This is a genomic window from Pseudomonas sp. RIT-PI-S (assembly GCF_025642975.1).
Taxonomy (GTDB): Bacteria; Pseudomonadota; Gammaproteobacteria; order Pseudomonadales; family Pseudomonadaceae; genus Aquipseudomonas.
The window spans coordinates 17125-36556 of record NZ_JANZKJ010000018.1 but is presented as its reverse complement, the minus strand read 5'-3'; the positions used below and the strand labels follow the sequence as shown (position 1 = coordinate 36556).

Annotated in this window: 32 protein-coding genes; all 32 read right to left on the bottom strand. The window is 57.0% G+C overall.

Annotated features, from left to right (window positions below; translation table 11 throughout):
* Positions 1-5: 5 nt before the first annotated feature.
* Positions 6-476, bottom strand: coding sequence for a bacterioferritin (gene bfr / locus OGL93_RS20105; protein WP_263264687.1), 471 nt, complete (start codon positions 474-476; stop codon positions 6-8).
* 157 nt (positions 477-633) lie between these two features.
* On the bottom strand, positions 634-2082 hold the full coding sequence (locus OGL93_RS20100) for a catalase (RefSeq protein ID WP_263264686.1): 1449 nt from the start codon (positions 2080-2082) through the stop codon (positions 634-636).
* Between the two features lie 172 nt (positions 2083-2254).
* Positions 2255-2641 carry a 50S ribosomal protein L17 gene (rplQ, locus tag OGL93_RS20095; RefSeq protein WP_263264684.1) on the bottom strand — a complete coding sequence of 129 codons (387 nt, stop codon included), beginning with the start codon at positions 2639-2641 and terminating at the stop codon, positions 2255-2257.
* A 43-nt stretch (positions 2642-2684) separates the two neighbouring features.
* Positions 2685-3686 (bottom strand): DNA-directed RNA polymerase subunit alpha, encoded by a 1002-nt coding sequence (gene rpoA, locus OGL93_RS20090; RefSeq protein WP_040261517.1) that lies wholly within the window; start codon positions 3684-3686, stop codon positions 2685-2687.
* 22 nt (positions 3687-3708) lie between these two features.
* Positions 3709-4329 carry a 30S ribosomal protein S4 gene (gene rpsD / locus OGL93_RS20085; RefSeq protein ID WP_263264683.1) on the bottom strand — a complete coding sequence of 207 codons (621 nt, stop codon included), beginning with the start codon at positions 4327-4329 and terminating at the stop codon, positions 3709-3711.
* Between the two features lie 18 nt (positions 4330-4347).
* A complete protein-coding gene (gene rpsK, locus OGL93_RS20080) occupies positions 4348-4737 on the bottom strand; it encodes a 30S ribosomal protein S11 (RefSeq protein ID WP_002555466.1) in 390 nt (129 codons plus the stop codon).
* Between the two features lie 30 nt (positions 4738-4767).
* Positions 4768-5124, bottom strand: coding sequence for a 30S ribosomal protein S13 (rpsM, locus tag OGL93_RS20075; RefSeq protein ID WP_263264682.1), 357 nt, complete (start codon positions 5122-5124; stop codon positions 4768-4770).
* A 131-nt stretch (positions 5125-5255) separates the two neighbouring features.
* Entirely contained in the window at positions 5256-5372 is a 117-nt protein-coding gene (gene rpmJ / locus OGL93_RS20070; RefSeq protein WP_002555468.1) for a 50S ribosomal protein L36, read from the bottom strand.
* A gap of 28 nt (positions 5373-5400) precedes the next feature.
* The gene (gene secY / locus OGL93_RS20065) at positions 5401-6735 is read right to left on the bottom strand and encodes a preprotein translocase subunit SecY (protein ID WP_263264680.1); all 1335 of its coding nucleotides are present in this window, start codon (positions 6733-6735) and stop codon (positions 5401-5403) included.
* The gene (rplO, locus tag OGL93_RS20060; protein WP_263264678.1) at positions 6736-7170 is read right to left on the bottom strand and encodes a 50S ribosomal protein L15; all 435 of its coding nucleotides are present in this window, start codon (positions 7168-7170) and stop codon (positions 6736-6738) included.
* 4 nt (positions 7171-7174) lie between these two features.
* The gene (rpmD, locus tag OGL93_RS20055) at positions 7175-7354 is read right to left on the bottom strand and encodes a 50S ribosomal protein L30 (protein ID WP_181117532.1); all 180 of its coding nucleotides are present in this window, start codon (positions 7352-7354) and stop codon (positions 7175-7177) included.
* On the bottom strand, positions 7354-7854 hold the full coding sequence (gene rpsE, locus OGL93_RS20050; RefSeq protein ID WP_040261512.1) for a 30S ribosomal protein S5: 501 nt from the start codon (positions 7852-7854) through the stop codon (positions 7354-7356). Before rpsE ends, rpmD begins: the two co-directional genes overlap by 1 nt.
* 3 nt (positions 7855-7857) lie before the next feature.
* Positions 7858-8208 (bottom strand): 50S ribosomal protein L18, encoded by a 351-nt coding sequence (gene rplR / locus OGL93_RS20045; RefSeq protein WP_040261511.1) that lies wholly within the window; start codon positions 8206-8208, stop codon positions 7858-7860.
* A gap of 10 nt (positions 8209-8218) precedes the next feature.
* On the bottom strand, positions 8219-8752 hold the full coding sequence (gene rplF / locus OGL93_RS20040; RefSeq protein WP_263264676.1) for a 50S ribosomal protein L6: 534 nt from the start codon (positions 8750-8752) through the stop codon (positions 8219-8221).
* 12 nt (positions 8753-8764) lie between these two features.
* Positions 8765-9157 (bottom strand): 30S ribosomal protein S8, encoded by a 393-nt coding sequence (gene rpsH, locus OGL93_RS20035; RefSeq protein WP_263264674.1) that lies wholly within the window; start codon positions 9155-9157, stop codon positions 8765-8767.
* Between the two features lie 190 nt (positions 9158-9347).
* On the bottom strand, positions 9348-9653 hold the full coding sequence (gene rpsN / locus OGL93_RS20030) for a 30S ribosomal protein S14 (protein ID WP_181117536.1): 306 nt from the start codon (positions 9651-9653) through the stop codon (positions 9348-9350).
* Between the two features lie 13 nt (positions 9654-9666).
* Complete coding sequence (rplE, locus tag OGL93_RS20025) at positions 9667-10206, bottom strand: 50S ribosomal protein L5 (protein WP_263264671.1); 540 nt, start codon at positions 10204-10206, stop codon at positions 9667-9669.
* Positions 10207-10226: 20 nt separating this feature from the next.
* Positions 10227-10541 (bottom strand): 50S ribosomal protein L24, encoded by a 315-nt coding sequence (gene rplX, locus OGL93_RS20020; RefSeq protein ID WP_040261506.1) that lies wholly within the window; start codon positions 10539-10541, stop codon positions 10227-10229.
* 11 nt (positions 10542-10552) lie between these two features.
* Positions 10553-10921 carry a 50S ribosomal protein L14 gene (gene rplN, locus OGL93_RS20015; protein WP_003243907.1) on the bottom strand — a complete coding sequence of 123 codons (369 nt, stop codon included), beginning with the start codon at positions 10919-10921 and terminating at the stop codon, positions 10553-10555.
* A gap of 23 nt (positions 10922-10944) precedes the next feature.
* Positions 10945-11211, bottom strand: a complete 267-nt coding sequence (rpsQ, locus tag OGL93_RS20010) for a 30S ribosomal protein S17 (RefSeq protein ID WP_263264668.1) — start codon at positions 11209-11211, stop codon at positions 10945-10947.
* A 2-nt stretch (positions 11212-11213) separates the two neighbouring features.
* On the bottom strand, positions 11214-11405 hold the full coding sequence (rpmC, locus tag OGL93_RS20005; RefSeq protein ID WP_040261502.1) for a 50S ribosomal protein L29: 192 nt from the start codon (positions 11403-11405) through the stop codon (positions 11214-11216).
* Positions 11405-11818, bottom strand: coding sequence for a 50S ribosomal protein L16 (gene rplP / locus OGL93_RS20000; protein ID WP_003255479.1), 414 nt, complete (start codon positions 11816-11818; stop codon positions 11405-11407). Before rplP ends, rpmC begins: the two co-directional genes overlap by 1 nt.
* Before the next feature lie 12 nt (positions 11819-11830).
* The gene (rpsC, locus tag OGL93_RS19995; RefSeq protein ID WP_168085194.1) at positions 11831-12517 is read right to left on the bottom strand and encodes a 30S ribosomal protein S3; all 687 of its coding nucleotides are present in this window, start codon (positions 12515-12517) and stop codon (positions 11831-11833) included.
* Positions 12518-12530: 13 nt separating this feature from the next.
* Positions 12531-12863: a 50S ribosomal protein L22 gene (rplV, locus tag OGL93_RS19990; RefSeq protein ID WP_168085195.1), complete on the bottom strand. Its 333-nt coding sequence runs from the start codon at positions 12861-12863 to the stop codon at positions 12531-12533.
* Between the two features lie 11 nt (positions 12864-12874).
* A complete protein-coding gene (gene rpsS, locus OGL93_RS19985; RefSeq protein ID WP_040261498.1) occupies positions 12875-13150 on the bottom strand; it encodes a 30S ribosomal protein S19 in 276 nt (91 codons plus the stop codon).
* Positions 13151-13165: 15 nt separating this feature from the next.
* Positions 13166-13990 (bottom strand): 50S ribosomal protein L2, encoded by an 825-nt coding sequence (gene rplB, locus OGL93_RS19980; RefSeq protein WP_263264665.1) that lies wholly within the window; start codon positions 13988-13990, stop codon positions 13166-13168.
* Positions 13991-14004: 14 nt separating this feature from the next.
* Complete coding sequence (gene rplW / locus OGL93_RS19975) at positions 14005-14304, bottom strand: 50S ribosomal protein L23 (protein WP_263264664.1); 300 nt, start codon at positions 14302-14304, stop codon at positions 14005-14007.
* Entirely contained in the window at positions 14301-14903 is a 603-nt protein-coding gene (gene rplD, locus OGL93_RS19970; protein WP_040261495.1) for a 50S ribosomal protein L4, read from the bottom strand. The genes rplW and rplD overlap by 4 nt, the downstream gene beginning before the upstream one ends.
* Before the next feature lie 12 nt (positions 14904-14915).
* Positions 14916-15551 (bottom strand): 50S ribosomal protein L3, encoded by a 636-nt coding sequence (rplC, locus tag OGL93_RS19965; protein ID WP_040261494.1) that lies wholly within the window; start codon positions 15549-15551, stop codon positions 14916-14918.
* 81 nt (positions 15552-15632) lie between these two features.
* On the bottom strand, positions 15633-15944 hold the full coding sequence (gene rpsJ / locus OGL93_RS19960) for a 30S ribosomal protein S10 (protein ID WP_003186070.1): 312 nt from the start codon (positions 15942-15944) through the stop codon (positions 15633-15635).
* A 140-nt stretch (positions 15945-16084) separates the two neighbouring features.
* A complete protein-coding gene (gene tuf, locus OGL93_RS19955) occupies positions 16085-17278 on the bottom strand; it encodes an elongation factor Tu (protein ID WP_263264663.1) in 1194 nt (397 codons plus the stop codon).
* A gap of 30 nt (positions 17279-17308) precedes the next feature.
* Positions 17309-19423, bottom strand: coding sequence for an elongation factor G (gene fusA, locus OGL93_RS19950; protein ID WP_263264662.1), 2115 nt, complete (start codon positions 19421-19423; stop codon positions 17309-17311).
* Between the last annotated feature and the right edge of the window lie 9 nt (positions 19424-19432).

Sequence of the window (19432 nt, the reverse complement as noted above, 5' to 3'; positions counted from 1 at the left end):
GAGCGTTAGTTACCCATCTGCGACTGCAGGTAATTCTGCAAACCGATGCTTTTGATCAAACCCAGCTGTTTCTCCAGCCAGTAAGTGTGATCTTCCTCAGTGTCCGAGAGCTGCAGCTTGAGGATGTCCCGGCTGACGTAGTCCCGATGCTGCTCACATAAGGCGATGCCCTTGCAAAGCGCTGCACGCACCTTGTACTCGAGGCGCAGGTCGCTTTCGAGCATTTCTGGCACCGTGGTGCCCACGTCGAGATCGTCTGGGCGCATGCGCGGCGTGCCTTCGAGCATCAGAATCCGCCGCATCAAAGCATCGGCATGGCCGGCTTCTTCTTCCATTTCGTGATTGATGCGTTCGTACAGCTTGGCAAAGCCCCAGTCTTCATACATGCGGGAATGGATGAAGTACTGATCGCGGGCCGCGAGTTCGCCGGTCAGCAGCGTATTGAGGTAGTCGATGACATCTGGATGACCTTGCATGGCCCACTTCTCTTAACTTTTGACAGAAGCCTAGTGTGAACCAATGCCGTGCCGGGGTCGATGCAGCAACGGCAATAAATCGCGATTTTCTGCAAAAACCCGCTAACCGGAAGCGAAAAACCGCCTAAATGAGGGCGGTTCTTCTTCTCGTTTCGACTTACTTCAGCGATACGCCCAACACGTCGGCAATACCTCCGGCGTAGGCCGGGTCAACCATGAAGAAATGCTGCAGCTGGCGCCGCACCACGTCCTCAGTGACCCCTTGCATGGCACCGGCAATGTTGTTGATTAACAGCTGCTGCTGCTCGCCACTCATCAGCCGGAACAGGGCACGGGCCTGGCTATAGTAATCGCCGTCGGTACGATGATCGTACCGGGTGGCAGCACCGCTGATGGACAGGGGCGGCTCCGCGTAGGCAGGTACCTGTTTCGGCGCTTGGCTATAGCTGTTGGGCTCGTAGTTAGGCAGTGGGCCGCCATTACTACCGAAACGCATGGCGCCATCGCGCTGGTAATTATTAACTGGTGCCAATGGCGCGTTCACCGGCAGTTGCTGGAAGTTAGTGCCCACACGATAACGATGAGCATCGGCATAAGCGAATACCCGCCCTTGCAACATGCGATCTGGAGACAAGCCTACACCCGGGATCATGTTGCTTGGGCCGAAGGCTGCCTGCTCAACTTCTGCAAAGTAATTAAGGGGGTTACGGTTCAGTTCCAGCGTGCCGACTTCGATCAACGGAAATTCCTTTTGCGACCATACCTTGGTCACATCAAACGGATTTTCCCGGTGCTGATTAGTCTGTTCTTCGGTCATCACCTGCATGCAGACCGTCCAGCGCGGGAACTCCCCTCGCTCGATCGCGCTGAAGAGGTCGCGCTGCGCGTAGTCCGGGTCGGTGCCAGCGATCCGTGCAGCCTCTGCGGGAGCGAGGTTCTTGATCCCTTGTTGAGTTTTGTAGTGCCACTTGACCCACACCCGCTCACCCCGGGCATTCACCAGGCTATAGGTGTGGCTACCGAAGCCATGCATATGCCGGTAACCATCTGGGATACCGCGGTCACTGAACAGGATGGTGACCTGGTGTAGCGCTTCGGGGGAGTGCGACCAGAAGTCCCACATCATCTGTGAGCTCTTGAGGTTGCTCTGTGGCAGGCGCTTCTGGGTGTGAATAAAGTCTGGGAACTTCAGCGGATCACGGATGAAGAACACCGGCGTGTTGTTCCCAACAATGTCCCAGTTGCCTTCCTCGGTGTAGAACTTGACGGCGAAGCCGCGCGGGTCGCGCTCAGTGTCTGCCGAGCCACGCTCACCGCCTACGGTGGAAAAGCGCAGGAAGATTGGAGTTTGCTTGCCGACCTCACTGAACAGTTTGGCGCAGCTGAAGCCGGTAATGTTCTGAGTGACTGTGAAAGTGCCGTAAGCACCTGAACCCTTGGCGTGTACACGGCGCTCGGGGATGTTCTCCCGATTGAAGTGGGCGAGTTTCTCCACAAGGTGAAAATCGTCGAGCAACAGCGGGCCACGCGGGCCGGCAGAGCGGGAGTTCTGATTATCGGCGACTGGTGCGCCGCTGGCGGTGGTCAGGGTTAAGGTATCACTCATCTGTTGTTCTCCATCTAGCATGCAATCCGGAAGGGGCCGGTTGAGAGCAAGTATCCGGAGCTACAGCGAGACGGGCCAATTTATTAACCAAAGCCGCCTGATAGGTTTTTACTAACCACCAGACAACAAAAAACCGAGCCTAAGCTCGGTTTCTTGTAAATCGAAGCAGACCTTATTCGGCAGCTTCAACTACGCCGCCGACCGGACGGTCAACCAGCTCAACGTAGGCCATAGGCGCGTTGTCCCCAGCGCGGAAACCGCACTTGAGGATGCGCAGGTAGCCGCCTTCACGGGTGGCGTAGCGCTTGCCCAGGTCGTTGAACAGCTTGCCTACGGCGGACTTCGAACGGGTACGGTCGAAGGCCAGACGACGGTTGGCAACGCTGTCTTCCTTGGCCAGGGTGATCAGCGGCTCGGCAACGCGGCGCAGTTCCTTGGCTTTCGGCAGGGTGGTTTTGATCAGCTCGTGTTCGAACAGCGACACCGCCATGTTCTGGAACATGGCCTTGCGGTGCGAACTGGTGCGGCTTAGGTGACGACCACTTTTACGATGACGCATGGTTCATTCCTTACCGAAACTCTACGTTCGGTGATTACGACGATCAGGCCGTGGCCTTATCGTCCTTCTTAAGACTTGCAGGCGGCCAGTTGTCGAGGCGCATGCCGAGGGAAAGACCGCGGGAGGCCAAGACGTCCTTGATTTCGGTCAGGGACTTCTTGCCCAGGTTCGGAGTCTTCAACAGTTCTACTTCGGTGCGCTGAATCAGATCGCCGATGTAGTAAATGTTTTCCGCCTTAAGGCAGTTTGCCGAACGCACAGTCAACTCCAGATCGTCAACCGGGCGGAGAAGGATCGGATCGATCTCGTCTTCCTGCTCGATAACGACTGGCTCGCTGTCACCCTTCAGATCCACGAACGCGGCCAGCTGCTGTTGCAGGATGGTCGCGGCACGACGGATAGCTTCTTCCGGGTCCAGGGTACCGTTGGTTTCCAGGTCGATGACCAGCTTGTCCAGGTTGGTACGCTGCTCGACACGGGCGTTTTCCACCACGTAGGCAATACGACGTACCGGGCTGAACGAAGCATCCAGCTGCAAGCGACCAATGCTGCGGCTTTCGTCATCGTCACTCTGACGCGAGTCAGCCGGCTCGTAACCGCGACCACGAGCTACAACGAGCTTCATGTTCAAGGCGCCGTTGGACGCCAGGTTCGCGATTACGTGCTCGGGATTCACGATCTCGACATCATGATCCAGCTGAATATCGGCAGCGGTAACCACCCCCGAACCTTTTTTGGACAAGGTCAGCGTAACTTCGTCACGACCGTGCAGCTTGATAGCCAGACCTTTAAGGTTGAGCAGGATTTCAATAACGTCTTCCTGAACACCTTCGATGGCGCTGTACTCGTGGAGTACACCGTCGATCTCGGCTTCTACTACTGCACAGCCAGGCATGGAGGACAACAGGATGCGACGCAGCGCGTTGCCCAGGGTGTGGCCGAAACCACGCTCGAGAGGCTCGAGCGTGATCTTGGCGCGGGTTGGGCTGACGACCTGCACATCAATGTGGCGGGGCGTCAGAAACTCATTTACCGAAATCTGCATGGATGCACCTACTTTCTAGCCCTTACTTGGAGTAGAGCTCGACGATCAGGTTTTCGTTGATGTCGGCGGAGAGATCGCTGCGAGCCGGAACACTTTTGAAAGTGCCAGACTTCTTCTCAGTATCTACTTCAACCCACTCAACGCGGCCACGCTGGGCACACAACTCAAGGGCTTGAGCGATGCGCAGCTGGTTTTTCGACTTCTCGCGAACTGCAACCACGTCACCTGCACGAACCTGGTAGGACGGGACGTTTACAGTCTGGCCATTGACCGAGATCGCTTTGTGCGAAACCAGTTGGCGGGACTCGGCGCGAGTGGCACCAAAGCCCATACGGTAAACGACGTTGTCCAGACGGCACTCGAGCAGCTGCAGAAGGTTTTCGCCGGTGGCGCCCTTCTGGCTGGCGGCTTGCTTGTAGTAGCCGCTGAATTGACGCTCGAGCACGCCGTAGATACGACGAACTTTTTGCTTCTCACGCAGCTGGGTGCCGTAGTCGGACTGACGGCCACGGCGCTGGCCGTGGATACCCGGTGCTGCTTCGATATTGCACTTGGATTCCAGAGCGCGGACGCCGCTCTTCAGGAACAGATCGGTGCCTTCACGACGAGACAGTTTGCATTTTGGACCAATGTAACGTGCCATTTCTTACTGTCTCCTGGATTACACGCGACGCTTCTTCGGCGGACGGCACCCGTTGTGCGGGATTGGCGTCACGTCGGTGATGCTGGCGATCTTGTAGCCGCAGCCGTTCAGAGCACGAACAGCAGACTCACGACCTGGACCTGGACCCTTGACGTTTACGTCGAGGTTTTTCAGACCGTACTCCAGGGCAGCCTGGCCAGCACGTTCAGCTGCTACCTGAGCGGCGAACGGAGTGGACTTACGGGAGCCACGGAAACCCGAACCACCGGAGGTAGCCCAGGACAGGGCGTTACCTTGACGGTCGGTGATGGTCACGATGGTGTTGTTGAAAGACGCGTGGATATGGGCGATGCCATCAACCACTGTCTTTTTAACTTTTTTACGAGGACGAGCAGCAGGTTTTGCCATGACTAAATTCCTGTCGATTCGCTGGCGCGATTACTTGCGGATCGGCTTGCGCGGACCCTTACGGGTACGGGCGTTGGTCTTGGTGCGCTGACCGCGAACCGGCAGACCGCGGCGATGACGCAGGCCACGGTAGCAGCCCAGGTCCATCAAGCGCTTGATCTTCATGTTGATGTCACGACGCAGGTCACCTTCGGTGGTGATTTTCGCGACTTCGCCACGCAGCAGTTCGATTTGCTCGTCGCTCAGATCCTTGATCTTTGCAGCCGGATTTACACCGGCGTCCGCGCAAATTTTCTGCGCGGTAGTGCGACCAACACCATAGATGTAGGTCAGCGAGATAACAGTATGCTTGTTATCTGGAATGTTAACGCCTGCAATACGGGCCATTCAGTGGGACTCCAATTGACAGCTACCTGCGCCCCGGAAGCCAAGAAATAGGGCGCGAGATGATATCGCTGTAGAAACAATTAATCAACCCGGCAGCACACTAGCTGCCGGGCTTGTAGCACAACTCACAATCAGCCTTGGCGCTGCTTGTGACGTGGTTCCGCGCTGCAGATCACGCGAACAACACCTTCGCGGCGGATAATCTTGCAGTTGCGGCACAGCTTTTTCACCGATGCACGAACTTTCATCACCAACTCCTCGAACCTTATGGGCGCCTCAGCGCAGCATGCTGCTGCCGCCGTAGCCCTTCAGGTTGGCTTTCTTCATCAGGGATTCGTACTGGTGCGAAACGAGGTGGGATTGCACTTGGGCCATAAAGTCCATCACAACCACTACCACAATCAGCAACGAGGTCCCGCCAAGGTAGAACGGAACGTTTGCAGCGACCACCAGGAACTGGGGAAGCAAGCACACGGCCGTCATGTATAGAGCACCGAACATGGTCAAGCGGGTCAATACGCCATCAATGTAGCGCGCGGACTGCTCGCCCGGACGGATGCCCGGAATAAAGGCACCGGACTTCTTCAGGTTTTCCGCTACGTCTTTCGGGTTGAACATCAACGCTGTATAGAAGAAGCAGAAGAAAATGATCCCTGCGGTAAACAGCAAGATGTTCAACGGCTGACCAGGCGCGATCGACTGCGAGACGTCCTGCAGCCAGCCCATACCTTCGGACTGACCGAACCAGGCACCCAGCGAAGCCGGGAACAGCAAGATGCTGCTCGCGAAAATGGCGGGAATTACCCCCGCCATGTTCACTTTCAAAGGCAGGTGGCTGGTCTGCGCAGCAAAGACCTTGCGGCCCTGCTGACGCTTGGCGTAGTGCACCGCAATACGGCGCTGACCACGCTCGATGAACACCACGAAGCCAATGATCGCTACTGCCAGCAAACCGATGGCGATCAGGGCGAAAATGTTGATATCACCCATGCGCGCAGACTCGAAAGACTGCCCAATCGCTCTCGGAAGACCGGCGACGATACCCGAGAAAATCAACATCGAGATACCGTTGCCGACACCGCGTTCGGTAATCTGCTCGCCCAGCCACATCATGAACAGCGCGCCCGCCACGAAGGTGGAAACTGCCACGAAATAGAAGCCGAAGCCCGCGGAAAACGCGACGCCCTGGTTGGCAAGGCCAATGGACATGCCAATGGCCTGGACCAGTGCCAGGATCACGGTGCCATAGCGGGTGTACTGGCTGATCTTGCGACGGCCAGACTCACCTTCCTTCTTCAACTGCTCCAGCTGCGGGCTGATCGCCGTCATCAACTGCATGATGATCGAAGCCGAGATGTACGGCATGATCCCCAATGCAAAGATGCTCATGCGCTCGAGCGCGCCGCCGGAAAACATGTTGAACAAGCTAAGAATGGTCCCCTCATTCTGTCGGAACAGGTCCGCCAGCCGGTCAGGGTTGATGCCCGGCACCGGGATGTGTGCGCCGATCCTGTAGACGATGATCGCCAGGAACAGGAAACGCAGACGAGCCCAGAGTTCGGACAAACCCCCACTCTTGCTGAGCGCTGAGAGAGCACCTTGCTTAGCCATTTATTCCTCGAACTTGCCGCCAGCTGCTTCGATAGCCGCACGCGCACCTTTGGTGGCGGCGATGCCCTTCAGGGTGACCGCACGAGTAACCTCACCCGACAGCATGATTTTCACACGCTGTACGTTTTGGTTGATCACGTTGGCATCCTTGAGGGATTGCACAGTGACGACATCGCCTTCCACCTTGGCCAGCTCGGACGTACGCACTTCAGCGCGGTCCATGGCTTTCAGCGAAACGAAGCCGAACTTCGGCAGGCGACGGTGCAGCGGCTGTTGACCGCCTTCAAAGCCAGGAGCAATGGTGCCACCGGAGCGGGAGGTCTGACCCTTGTGGCCGCGGCCACCGGTCTTGCCCAAGCCGCTACCGATACCACGGCCCGGACGATGCTTCTCGCGACGGGAACCCGGCGCTGGACTCAGATCATTGAGTTTCATCGAATCAACCCTCGACGCGCAGCATGTAGTAAGCCTTGTTGATCATCCCGCGGTTCTCGGGAGTATCCAGGACTTCCACGGTGTGACCGATGCGACGCAGACCCAGGCCTTTAACGCACAGTTTGTGGTTAGGCAAGCGGCCGGCGGTGCTCTTGATCAGCGTAACTTTCAAGGTAGCGGACATTACAGAATCTCCTCGACGCTCTTGCCGCGCTTGGCAGCGATCGAATCAGGGGACTGCATGGCTTTCAGACCATTGAAAGTGGCGTGAACCACGTTGACCGGGTTGGTCGAACCGTAGCACTTGGCCAGAACGTTCTGAACGCCAGCAACTTCCAGCACAGCACGCATCGCGCCACCGGCGATGATACCGGTACCTTCGGAAGCAGGCTGCATGTACACCTTGGATGCACCGTGGGTGGACTTGGTGGCGTACTGCAGAGTAGTGCCGTTCAGGTCTACCTGAATCATGTTGCGGCGAGCGGCTTCCATAGCTTTCTGGATAGCTGCAGGCACTTCGCGGGATTTGCCACGGCCGAAGCCGACGCGACCCTTGCCATCACCTACCACGGTCAACGCGGTGAAGGTGAAGATACGACCGCCTTTTACGGTCTTGGCAACGCGGTTAACCTGAACCAGCTTCTCGATGTAGCCTTCGTCGCGCTTTTGATCGTTATTTGCCATAACTTAGAACTCCAGCCCGCCTTCACGAGCAGCATCAGCCAGCGCCTTGACGCGGCCGTGGTACTTGAAGCCAGAACGGTCGAAAGCCACTTGGGAAACGCCAGCGGCTTTCGCGCGCTCAGCGACCAGCTGGCCAACCTTAGTGGCGGCGTCGATGTTGCCGGTGGCGCCATCACGCAGTTCTTTGTCCAAGGTCGAAGCGCTTGCCAGGACCTTGCTGCCGTCGGCCGAGATGACCTGGGCATAAATGTGCTGCGAAGAGCGATACACGCACAGACGCACAGCCTCGAGCTCGTGCATTTTCAGGCGTGCTTTGCGAGCGCGACGCAGACGAGTAACTTTTTTGTCGGTCATTTGCTAGGCCCTACTTCTTCTTGGCTTCTTTACGGCGGACGACTTCATCCGCGTAACGGACACCCTTGCCTTTGTACGGCTCTGGACGACGGAAGTCGCGGATTTCCGCGGCAACCTGGCCCACGAGCTGCTTGTCGATACCCTTGATCACGATATCGGTCTGGCTTGGAGTTTCAGCGGTAACGCCTTTCGGCAGCTGATAATCAACCGGGTGCGAGAAACCGAGTGCCAGGGACAGAACTTCGCCCTTGGCCTGAGCCTTGTAACCTACGCCGACCAGCTGGAGCTTGCGCTCGAAGCCTTGGCTTACGCCCTGCACCATGTTGTTGACCAGTGCACGGGTGGTGCCGGCCATTGCGCGAGTCTGCTGATCACCGTTACGAGCGGAGAAGCGCAGTTCGCCACCCTCTTCGACGATTTCAACAGATGCGTGAACGTTCAGCTCGAGGGTACCTTTGGCACCTTTGATCGACAGTTGCTGACCGGCGAATTTAACTTCTACGCCAGCAGGCAGCCTGACGGGGTTCTTAGCGACGCGAGACATGCTTATCCCCCCTTAGAACACAGTGCAAAGGACTTCGCCGCCGACACCGGCAGCGCGCGCAGCACGATCAGTCATCACACCTTTGTTGGTGGAGACGATGGATACGCCGAGGCCGCCACGAACTTTTGGCAGATCGTCGACGGATTTGTACTGACGCAGGCCAGGACGGCTGACGCGCTTGACTTCTTCGATAACCGGACGGCCTTCGAAGTATTTCAGCTCGATGGACAGCGAAGGCTTGGCTTCGCCGCTGACCTGATAACCCGCGATATAGCCTTCGTCCTTCAGAACTTTGGCTACCGCAACCTTCAAACTGGAAGAAGGCATGCTGACGACGGACTTTTCAGCCATCTGGGCATTACGGATGCGAGTTAGCATGTCCGCTAACGGGTCCTGCATACTCATGGGCTAGACGCTCCTGATACATAAAAAACGAGCCTTTCGGCTGCAAAAATCGCCTGACGATCGCCCAAGGCAAAGCCCGGGCTCAGGCGAGCCGGTCATTCTAGACACACCTCAGAAACGAATCAAGCCCCATAAGGGGCTTGATTGTGTTGCGTGACCAGCGGCGAGCGAACCCGCCGCGGTTTGCGACTTACCAGCTAGCCTTGACCAGGCCTGGTACGTCACCACGCATTGCAGCTTGGCGCAGCATGTTACGCGCCAGGCCGAACTTACGGTATACACCGTGAGGACGACCGGTCAGGCGGCAACGGTTGCGCAAACGCGAAGCGCTAGCGTCACGAGGTTGCTTCTGCAGAGCGACGCTGGCTGCCCAACGCTCTTCTGGAGTTGCATTCAGGTTGACGATGGTCGCTTTCAGCTCGGCACGCTTTTTAGCGTACTTGGCTACCGTTTGCTGACGCTTCAGCTCACGGTTTTTCATACTGGTCTTAGCCATTATCCGACTCCTATCAGTTACGGAACGGGAACTTGAATGCACGCAGCAGAGCGCGGCCTTCGTCGTCCGAACGTGCGGTAGTGGTCAGGGTAATGTCCAGACCGCGCAGAGCATCGATCTTGTCGTAATCGATTTCCGGGAAAATGATCTGCTCTTTCACGCCCATGCTGTAGTTGCCGCGACCATCGAAGGACTTGGCATTCAGGCCGCGGAAGTCGCGAACCCGAGGCAGGGAGATAGACAGCAGGCGATCCAGGAACTCGTACATACGATCGCGACGCAGGGTAACCTTGACACCGATCGGCCAGCCCTCACGCACCTTGAAGCCTGCAATGGATTTGCGAGCGTAGGTGACGACAGGCTTCTGGCCAGTGATCTTTTCCAGGTCAGCAACAGCGTGCTCGATGACTTTCTTGTCACCGATCGCTTCGCCCAGACCCATGTTCAAGGTGATCTTGGTAACGCGCGGAACTTCCATCACGTTCGCCAGCTTAAGTTCTTCCTTAAGCTTCGGAGCGATTTCCTTCCGGTAAATCTCTTTCAGTCGTGCCATTGTCTTCTACCTAGCAGTGTTCAAGCATCAACCGCTTTCTGGGTCGACTTGAAGACACGAATTTTCTTGCCGTCTTCTACCTTGAAGCCAACGCGGTCAGCCTTGTTGGTTTCACCGTTGAAAATGGCAACGTTGGAAGCGTGCAGAGGCGCTTCTTTCTCGACGATACCGCCTTGAATGCCAGCCATCGGATTCGGCTTGGTATGGCGCTTCACCAGGTTCACACCGCCAACGACCAGACGGTCGTCAGCGAGAACCTTCAGCACCTTACCGCGCTTGCCCTTGTCTTTGCCGGCGATCACGATGATCTCGTCGTCACGACGAATCTTTTGCATGTCGGATCTCCTTACAGCACTTCTGGGGCGAGCGAGACGATCTTCATGAACTTCTCAGAACGAAGCTCACGGGTCACTGGCCCAAAGATACGGGTGCCGATCGGCTCTTGCTTGTTGTTCAGCAGAACAGCAGCGTTGCCGTCGAAGCGGATGATGGAACCATCAGCGCGGCGCACACCGTGACGGGTACGTACGACAACAGCGGTCATCACCTGGCCTTTCTTGACCTTGCCGCGGGGAATCGCTTCCTTCACGGTAACTTTGATGATGTCACCAATGCCGGCGTAACGGCGGTGCGAACCGCCGAGAACCTTGATGCACATTACGCGACGAGCGCCGCTGTTATCGGCCACATCGAGCATGGATTGAGTCTGAATCATAAAATATCTCCGACCCCTAGCCCTTAGACTTCAACAGCGCGTTCAACGATTTCAACCAGGGCCCAGTTCTTGGTCTTGGCGACCGGACGGGTTTCACGGATGGTGACCTTGTCACCAACGTGGCACTGGTTGTTCTCGTCGTGAGCGTGCAGCTTAGTCGAACGCTTGACGTACTTACCGTAGATCGGGTGCTTAACGCGACGCTCGATCAGAACGGTGATGGTTTTGTCCATCTTGTCGCTGACGACTCGGCCAGTCAGCGTGCGGACGGTTTTTTCGGCTTCAGCCATGATTACTTACCTGCCTGCTGGTTGAGCACAGTTTTCACGCGAGCGATGTCACGCTTCACTTGCGAGAGCAGGTGAGACTGCCCCAACTGGCCAGTTGCCTTCTGCATACGCAGATTGAACTGGTCGCGCAGCAAGCCGAGCAGTTGCTCGTTCAGTTGCTGTGCTGATTTCTCACGAAGTTCTTTCGCTTGCATCACATCACCGTCCGCTTAACAAAGGAGGTGGCGAGAGGCAGCTTTGCAGCCGCCAAGGCGAATGCCTCACGCGCCAGCTCTTCGGAAACACCTTCGATCTCGTACAGGACTTTACCTGGCTGGATCTGGGCTACCCAATACTCGACGCTACCCTTACCTTTACCCATCCGCACTTCGAGAGGCTTCTTGGAGATCGGCTTGTCCGGGAATACGCGAATCCAGATCTTGCCACCACGCTTAACGTGACGGGTCAGGGCACGACGTGCCGATTCGATCTGGCGGGCGGTGAGGCGGCCGCGAGCAACAGCTTTCAAGGCGAATTCGCCGAAGCTGACTTTGCTACCGCGCAGTGCCAGACCACGGTTGTGGCCGGTCATCTGCTTGCGGAATTTTGTACGCTTTGGTTGCAACATTTGGCGTACCCCTTACTTGGCAGCTTTTTTACGAGGCGCAGGTGCTTGAGGTTTCAGCTCTTCCTGGCGACCACCAATCACTTCGCCTTTGAAGATCCAAACCTTGACACCAATCACACCGTAGGTGGTGTGAGCTTCGTAGGTGGCATAGTCGATATCGGCACGCAGGGTGTGCAGGGGCACACGACCTTCGCGATACCATTCAGTACGTGCGATTTCAGCACCGCCCAGACGACCGCTCACCTGGATCTTGATGCCCTTGGCACCAATACGCATGGCGTTCTGTACGGCACGCTTCATGGCGCGACGGAACATTACGCGGCGTTCCAGCTGCTGAGCTACGCTCTGTGCAACCAGCATACCGTCGAGCTCCGGCTTGCGGATCTCTTCGATGTTGATGTGCACTGGCACACCCATTTGCTTGGTCAGGTCCTGACGCAGTTTCTCAACATCTTCACCTTTCTTGCCGATCACGATGCCGGGACGAGCGGTGTGGATGGTGATACGTGCAGTCTGAGCCGGACGATGGATATCGATACGGCTTACGGACGCGCTTTTTAGTTTGTCTTGCAGGAACTCACGCGTTTTCAGATCCGCCAGCAGATAATCTGCGTAGGTCCGACCGTCTGCGTACCAGACGGAGGTGTGCTCCTTGACGATTCCCAGGCGAATGCCAACGGGATGTACTTTCTGACCCATCTGATCGACTCCGTTACTTGTCCGCAACCTTGACAGTGATATGGCAAGACCGCTTGACGATGCGATCAGCGCGGCCTTTGGCACGCGGCATGATGCGCTTCAGCGAACGCCCTTCGTTGACGAAAACAGTCGACACTTTCAGGTCGTCGACGTCTGCGCCTTCGTTGTGTTCGGCGTTGGCAACGGCCGACTCCAGGACTTTCTTCATGACTTCAGCGGCCTTCTTGCTGCTGAAGGCCAACAGGTTGAGCGCTTCGCCCACCTTCTTCCCGCGAATCTGGTCGGCGACCAAGCGGGCTTTCTGGGCGGAGATGCGAGCGCCCGACAACTTAGCGGCTACTTCCATTTCCTTACCCCTTAACGCTTGGCTTTCTTGTCAGCCACGTGCCCGCGATAGGTGCGGGTACCGGCGAACTCGCCCAGTTTATGGCCAACCATGTCTTCGCTCACGAGAACCGGAACGTGTTGACGACCGTTATGAACGGCGATGGTCAGACCAACCATTTGCGGCAGGATCATCGAACGGCGCGACCAGGTTTTCACCGGCTTGCGATCGTTCTTTTCCGCCGCCACTTCGACCTTCTTCAACAGGTGAAGATCGATAAAAGGACCTTTTTTCAGAGAACGTGGCACTGTCGTATCCTCAGATTACTTGCGACGACGGACGATCATGTTGTCGGTACGCTTATTACCACGGGTTTTCGCACCCTTGGTCGGGAAGCCCCATGGCGATACCGGATGACGACCACCGGAGGTACGACCTTCACCACCACCATGCGGGTGATCAACCGGGTTCATGGCAACACCACGAACGGTCGGACGAACGCCACGCCAGCGTTTGGCACCGGCTTTACCTAGCGAGCGCAGGCTGTGCTCGGAGTTCGAGACTTCACCCAGGGTCGCGCGGCACTCGGAGAGCACTTTACGCATCTCACCGGAACGCAGGCGCAGGGTCACGTAGACGCCTTCACGAGCAACCAGCTGAGCGGAAGCACCAGCGGAGCGTGCAATTTGAGCACCCTTGCCTGGCTTGAGCTCGATACCGTGAACGGTGCTACCTACCGGAATGTTGCGCAGCTGCAGGCTGTTACCCGGCTTGATTGGAGCCAGGGCGCCGGAGATCAGCTGGTCGCCAGCACTCACGCCCTTCGGCGCGATGATGTAACGACGCTCGCCATCGGCATAACGCAGCAGGGCCAGGTGAGCAGTACGGTTCGGATCGTATTCGATGCGCTCGACAACGGCAGTGATGCCGTCCTTGTCGTTGCGACGGAAGTCGACCAGACGGTAGTGCTGCTTGTGACCACCGCCAACGTGACGGGTGGTGATACGGCCATTGTTGTTACGACCGCCAGACTTCGACTTCTTCTCGAGCAGCGGAGCGTAAGGAGCGCCTTTATGCAGCTCCTGGTTGACCACCTTGACCACGAAACGGCGGCCAGGGGAAGTCGGTTTGCATTTAACGATTGCCATGATGCACCCCTTCCTTACTCAGCACTGCTGCTGAAATCGAGATCTTGGCCTGGCTGAAGGGCGACAACCGCCTTCTTCCAGTCATTACGCTTGCCCAGACCCCGAGCGGTACGCTTGGTCTTACCCAAAACGTTCAGGGTAGTCACGCGGTCCACTTTTACGCCGAACAGCGTTTCGACGGCCTTCTTGATTTCCAGCTTGGTAGCGTCGGTCGCAACCTTGAAGACGAACTGGCCTTTCTTCTCAGCCAGACCGGTGGCCTTCTCGGATACATGCGGGCCAAGCAGAACTTTAAATACGCGTTCCTGGTTCATCCCAGCAGCTCCTCGAATTTCTTCACGGCCGACACGGTGATCAACACCTTGTCGTATGCGATCAGACTGACCGGGTCGGAACCTTGAACGTCACGTACGTCGACGTGCGGCAGGTTGCGAGCAGCCAGGTACAGGTTCTGATCAACGGCTTCGGAAACGATCAGCACGTCGTTCAGACCCAGGCCGTTCAGCTTGCCCAGCAGTTCTTTGGTTTTCGGCGCTTCAACAGCGAAGTCCTGAACCACGACCAGACGATCAGTACGTACCAGCTCGGCAAGGATGGAGCGCAGTGCTGCGCGGTACATCTTCTTGTTGAGCTTCTGCGAGTGATCCTGAGGACGAGCAGCGAAGGTAGTACCACCACCGCGCCACAGTGGGCTACGGATAGTACCGGCACGAGCACGACCAGTGCCCTTCTGGCGCCATGGGCGCTTGCCGCCGCCGGATACGTCCGAGCGGGTCTTCTGTTGCTTGCTGCCCTGACGGCCACCGGCCATGTAGGCTACAACGGCCTGGTGAACCAGGGTCTCGTTGAACTCGCCACCAAAGGTCAGTTCGGAAACTTCGATCGCTTGCGCGTCATTTACATTCAATTGCATGTCAGCTTCCCCTTAACCGCGAGCCTTAACAGCCGGACGCACAACCACGTCGCCGCCAGTAGCACCAGGAACGGCGCCCTTGACCAGCAGCAGGTTGCGTTCAGCGTCAACGCGGACCACTTCCAGGGACTGGACGGTCACGCGCTCGGCGCCCATGTGACCGGACATTTTCTTGCCCTTGAAAACACGACCAGGAGTCTGGCACTGGCCGATGGAGCCCGGAACGCGGTGGGAAACGGAGTTACCGTGGGTATTGTCCTGACCACGGAAGTTCCAGCGCTTAATGGTACCGGCAAAGCCTTTACCCTTGGACTGGCCGGTAACGTCTACCAGCTGGCCTGCTGCGAACAGTTCCGAGTTGATCAGGTCGCCTGCCTGGTACTCGCCTTCTTCAAGACGGAATTCCCAGACACCACGGCCGGCAGCTACGTTCGCCTTGGCGAAGTGGCCAGCCTGAGCTGCGGTTACGCGCGAAGCACGACGCTCGCCGACAGTGACTTGCACTGCACGATAGCCATCGGATTCTTCGGTTTTGAACTGGGTGACGCGATTCGGCTCGATCTCAATGACCGTAACCGGAATAGAGACACCATCTTCGGTGAAAATGCGGGTCATGCCGCACTTACGACCGACTACACCAATAGTCATGTTGTAAACCTCATGAGTGTACGGGGCTTTCACCCGCTATGGCCGCCCATTTCAGAGCGTTACACGACCAAGACACGGGTCTTAGCCGAGGCTGATCTGTACTTCCACGCCTGCCGCGAGGTCGAGCTTCATCAGCGCATCAACGGTTTTGTCCGTTGGCTGGACGATGTCCAGAACACGCTTATGAGTGCGGATTTCGTACTGATCACGCGCGTCTTTGTTGACGTGCGGGGAAACCAGAACAGTGAACCGCTCCTTACGGGTAGGCAGTGGAATCGGACCACGCACCTGTGCCCCAGTACGCTTCGCGGTTTCCACGATTTCCTGGGTGGATTGGTCGATCAGGCGATGGTCAAATGCCTTCAACCTGATACGAATTTGCTGATTTTGCATTGGATTTCAGACTCCAGGCTCATTCCCAACAGACGGACTACGCCCGTTAAAAGGAGGCGTGATTCTATAGACGCCCCTAACGAGTGTCAACCCAATAAAAAAGCCCCCGCTAGGCGGGGGCTCTTTGTGACGCTGGGGTATTACTCGATGATTTTGGCTACAACGCCAGCACCAACGGTACGACCACCTTCACGGATTGCGAAACGCAGGCCGTCTTCCATCGCGATGGTTTTGATCAGGGTGACAACCAGTTTGATGTTGTCGCCTGGCATAACCATTTCAACGCCTTCCGGCAGTTCGCAGTTACCGGTCACGTCAGTGGTACGGAAGTAGAACTGAGGACGGTAGCCTTTGAAGAACGGAGTGTGACGGCCGCCTTCTTCTTTGCTCAGCACGTACACTTCTGCTTCGAACTTGGTGTGCGGCTTGACCGAACCTGGCTTGACCAAAACCTGGCCACGCTCAACGTCGTCACGCTTGGTGCCGCGCAGCAGAACGCCGCAGTTCTCGCCAGCACGACCTTCGTCGAGCAGTTTGCGGAACATTTCAACACCGGTGCAGGTGGTGACGGTGGTGTCACGCAGACCAACGATTTCCAGAGGATCCTGGACCTTGACGATACCGCGCTCGATACGACCGGTTACAACAGTACCGCGGCCGGAGATCGAGAACACGTCTTCGATTGGCATCAGGAACGGCTTGTCGATCAGACGAACTGGCTCTGGGATGTAGCTGTCCAGAGTCTCGACCAGTTTACGAACGGCAGTGGTGCCCATTTCGTTGTCGTCCAGACCTTCCAGCGCCATACGAGCCGAACCGATGATGATCGGGGTGTCGTCGCCTGGGAAATCGTAAGTGCTGAGCAGGTCACGCACTTCCATCTCAACCAGTTCCAGCAGCTCAGCGTCGTCCACCAGGTCGGCCTTGTTCAGGAATACGACGATGTAGGGAACGCCAACCTGACGGGACAGCAGGATGTGTTCGCGAGTCTGAGGCATCGGACCATCAGCGGCCGAGCAAACCAGGATCGCGCCGTCCATCTGGGCAGCACCGGTGATCATGTTCTTCACATAGTCAGCGTGACCTGGGCAGTCAACGTGAGCGTAGTGACGAATGTTCGAGTTGTACTCGACGTGCGCGGTGTTGATGGTGATACCACGCGCTTTTTCTTCTGGAGCGCTGTCGATCTTGTCGAAGTCAACACGGGCCGAACCGAAAACTTCGGAGCAGACGCGGGTCAGAGCAGCGGTCAGAGTGGTTTTACCGTGGTCAACGTGGCCGATGGTGCCAACGTTTACGTGCGGTAGGGAACGATCAAATTTTTCTTTAGCCACGACAGTGAACCTCTTGCCTAAAGGGCTTGGTTAGCCTTGTTTTTTAACGAGGGCTTCGACGACATTCGACGGAGCTTCGGAGTATTTCGAGAATTCCATGGAGTAGCTAGCGCGACCCTGAGACATGGAGCGAACGTCGGTAGCGTAACCGAACATCTCGCCCAGCGGCACTTCGGCGCGAATAACCTTGCCGGAGACCGAATCTTCCATGCCTTGGATCAGGCCGCGACGACGGTTCAGGTCGCCCATCACGTCGCCCATGTAGTCCTCGGGGGTGACCACTTCCACTTTCATGATCGGCTCCAGCACCACGCCACCGCCCTTCTGGGCCAGTTGCTTGGTAGCCATGGAAGCAGCGACCTTGAACGCCATCTCGTTGGAGTCGACGTCGTGGTAGGAACCATCGAAAACAGCAGCCTTCAGGCCGATCAGCGGATAGCCGGCAACAACGCCGTTCTTCATCTGCTCTTCGATACCCTTCTGGATTGCCGGGATGTATTCCTTAGGAATCACACCACCAACAACTTCGTTGGTGAACACCAGGCCTTCGGCAATGCCTTTATCGTCTTCGTCCGCTGGGGAGAAGCGAATCCAGCAATGACCGAACTGACCACGACCACCGGACTGACGAACGAACTTGCCTTCGATCTCAACGCCCTTGGTGATCTTCTCGCGGTAAGAAACCTGCGGCTTGCCGATGTTCGCCTCGACGTTGAACTCGCGACGCATACGGTCAACGAGGATGTCCAGGTGCAGCTCACCCATACCGGAGATGATGGTCTGACCGGTTTCTTCGTCGGTCTTGACGCGGAAGGACGGGTCTTCCTGAGCCAGCTTGCCCAGTGCAATACCCATCTTTTCCTGGTCGTCCTTGGTCTTGGGTTCCACGGCTACCGAGATTACCGGCTCCGGGAAGTCCATGCGCACAAGGATAATCGGCTTGTCAGCGGAGCAGAGGGTGTCACCGGTGGTGACGTCCTTCATGCCGATCAAGGCCGCGATGTCGCCAGCGCGAACTTCCTTGATCTCTTCGCGGGTGTTTGCGTGCATCTGCACCATACGCCCCACGCGCTCTTTCTTGCCTTTGACCGAGTTGATCACGCCGTCGCCGGAGTTCAACACACCGGAGTAAACGCGGGCGAAGGTCAACGTACCAACGAAGGGGTCGGTAGCGATCTTGAACGCCAGAGCCGAGAAAGGCTCGTCGTCGTCTGCGTGACGCTCCATTTCCTGGGTCTCGTCATCCGGGTGCGAACCCTTGATGGCAGGAATATCCACAGGAGCAGGGAGATAGTCGATAACAGCGTCCAGAACCAGGGGAACGCCCTTGTTCTTGAACGAAGAACCGCAAACAGCCAGAACGATTTCGCCAGCGATGGTCCGCTGACGCAATGCGCCCTTGATTTCCTCAACGGTGAGCTCTTCACCTTCAAGGTACTTGTTCATCAGCTCTTCGTTGGCTTCGGCAGCGGCTTCGACCATGTTGGCGCGCCACTCTTCAGCCAGCTCTTGCAGCTCGGCAGGAATTGCCTCGCGGCGAGCAGCCATGCCCTTGTCTTCGTCGTTCCAGTAGACCGCTTCCATGCTCATCAGGTCGATCTGACCCTGGAAGTTGTCTTCAGCGCCGATGGCCAGCTGAATCGGCACCGGGGTATGCCCCAGGCGCTTCTTGATCTGGTCGACTACGCGCAGGAAGTTCGCGCCTGCACGGTCCATCTTGTTTACGTAAACAAGACGTGGAACGCCGTATTTGTTGGCCTGACGCCATACGGTTTCGGACTGAGGCTCAACACCGGAAGTACCACAGAACACAACGACCGCGCCGTCGAGTACGCGCAGCGAGCGCTCTACTTCAATGGTGAAGTCAACGTGGCCGGGGGTGTCGATGATGTTGAAGCGGTGCTTGTCGAACTGCTTGTTCGAGCCAGCCCAGAATGCGGTAGTTGCAGCGGAGGTAATGGTAATACCCCGCTCCTGCTCCTGCACCATCCAGTCCATGGTCGCGGCGCCGTCATGCACCTCGCCCATTTTGTGGTTTACGCCGGTGTAAAACAGTACGCGCTCGGTAGTGGTGGTTTTACCAGCATCCACGTGAGCAACGATACCGATGTTACGGTAGCGCTTAATCGGAGTTGTACGAGCCATAAAGCCCTC